1 protein-coding gene is annotated in these 1,418 nt (G+C 60.9%); it reads left to right on the plus strand.

Annotated elements, in window-relative coordinates:
* Positions 1-171 precede the first annotated feature (171 nt).
* Positions 172-1,380 carry a NupC/NupG family nucleoside CNT transporter gene (locus AB5Y85_RS07290; protein ID WP_110302751.1) on the plus strand — a complete coding sequence of 403 codons (1,209 nt, stop codon included), beginning with the start codon at positions 172-174 and terminating at the stop codon, positions 1,378-1,380.
* Positions 1,381-1,418 lie beyond the last annotated feature (38 nt).

The following is a 1,418-nucleotide window of genomic DNA, read 5'->3' on the forward strand; positions in this document are numbered from 1 at the left end:
CACCCGATACATGCTGTCACCCGGAACGTGAATGACCCCAGGATGGGACCCGCCACTAACCTGTAGGTTTGTGGTCTGCGTGTCGCGTGGGTCGGCACCTCTCCCGCCGGATCGCCCGCGACGCCTGTCTGCAGACTTGCCATATGAAACTCCTCTCTTCATAGGTGCAAGATGACACTGTTATTGAGTCTGGTCGGTATGCTGGCCCTGATGTTTATCGCCTGGTTGGCGAGTGAAAACCGCCGAGCCATCCGCTGGCGAACCGTGCTGGGTGCGCTCGCCCTGCAAACCGGTTTTGCTGCCCTGGTGCTCTATTTTCCCCCCGGACAAATCATGCTCGGTGCCATGAGCAATGGCGTCTCCGCCCTGCTCGGCTTTGCCGACAGCGGCATCCGTTTCGTGTTTGGCGATCTCGCCAGCAACGGCTTTATCTTCGCCGTGCGGGTGCTGCCGCTGGTGATCTTTATCAGCGCGCTGATCGCGGTGCTCTACCACTTCGGCATTATGCAGTGGGTGATCCGGGTATTGGGCGGCGCCGTGCACCGCCTGCTCGGCACCAGCCGCGCCGAGTCACTGGTGGCCACCGGCAATATCTTCCTGTCGCAAGGGGAGTCGCCGCTGCTTATTCGTCCCTTCCTCGCTGGTATGACCCGTTCCGAACTCTTTGCGGTGATGACCTGCGGCATGGCCTCGGTGGCGGGCTCGGTGCTGGGCGGTTACGCAGGTCTGGGTGTGGATTTGAAATACCTCATCGCCGCCTCCTTTATGGCGGCGCCGGGTGGCCTGCTGATGGCCAAACTGCTGGTGCCGGAGCAGCAGCAGGTGAGCGATCAGACCGAAATCACCCTCGACAAGAGCGACTACAGCAACGCCATTGACGCGCTGGCGGGCGGTGCCATGGGCGGCATGAAAATCGCCGTGGCCATCGGTACCATCCTGCTCGCCTTTGTCAGCGTCATCACCATGATCAACGCCGGTCTCACTACCGTCGGCGAGTGGTTCGGCTGGGCCGATCTCTCCCTGCAGCAGCTGCTGGGTTATCTCTTCGCTCCGGTGGCCTGGCTGATTGGCGTGCCCGCCAGCGAGATGATGGCGGCAGGATCGCTTATTGGTCAGAAGGTGATCATGAACGAGTTCGTCGCCTATCTGGACTTTGCCAATATCAAGGCAGATCTGAGTGCCCACACCCAGATCATCATCACCTTCGCGCTGTGCGGTTTCGCCAATCTGGGCTCCATTGCGGTGCAGCTTGGCTCCATCGGCACCATGGCGCCGGAACGCCGTCACGATGTGGCCAATATGGGCTTCAAGGCGGTGCTGGCTGCGACCCTCGCCAACCTGATGAGCGCCACCCTGGCCGGGATCTTTGTCTCCCTCTGATGAGATAAAGCCAGGCTGCGCCAGTAAAAAAAAGCGCC

Source organism: Aeromonas sp. R3-1, assembly GCF_040908345.1.
In the GTDB taxonomy this organism is placed as follows: domain Bacteria; phylum Pseudomonadota; class Gammaproteobacteria; order Enterobacterales; family Aeromonadaceae; genus Aeromonas; species Aeromonas veronii.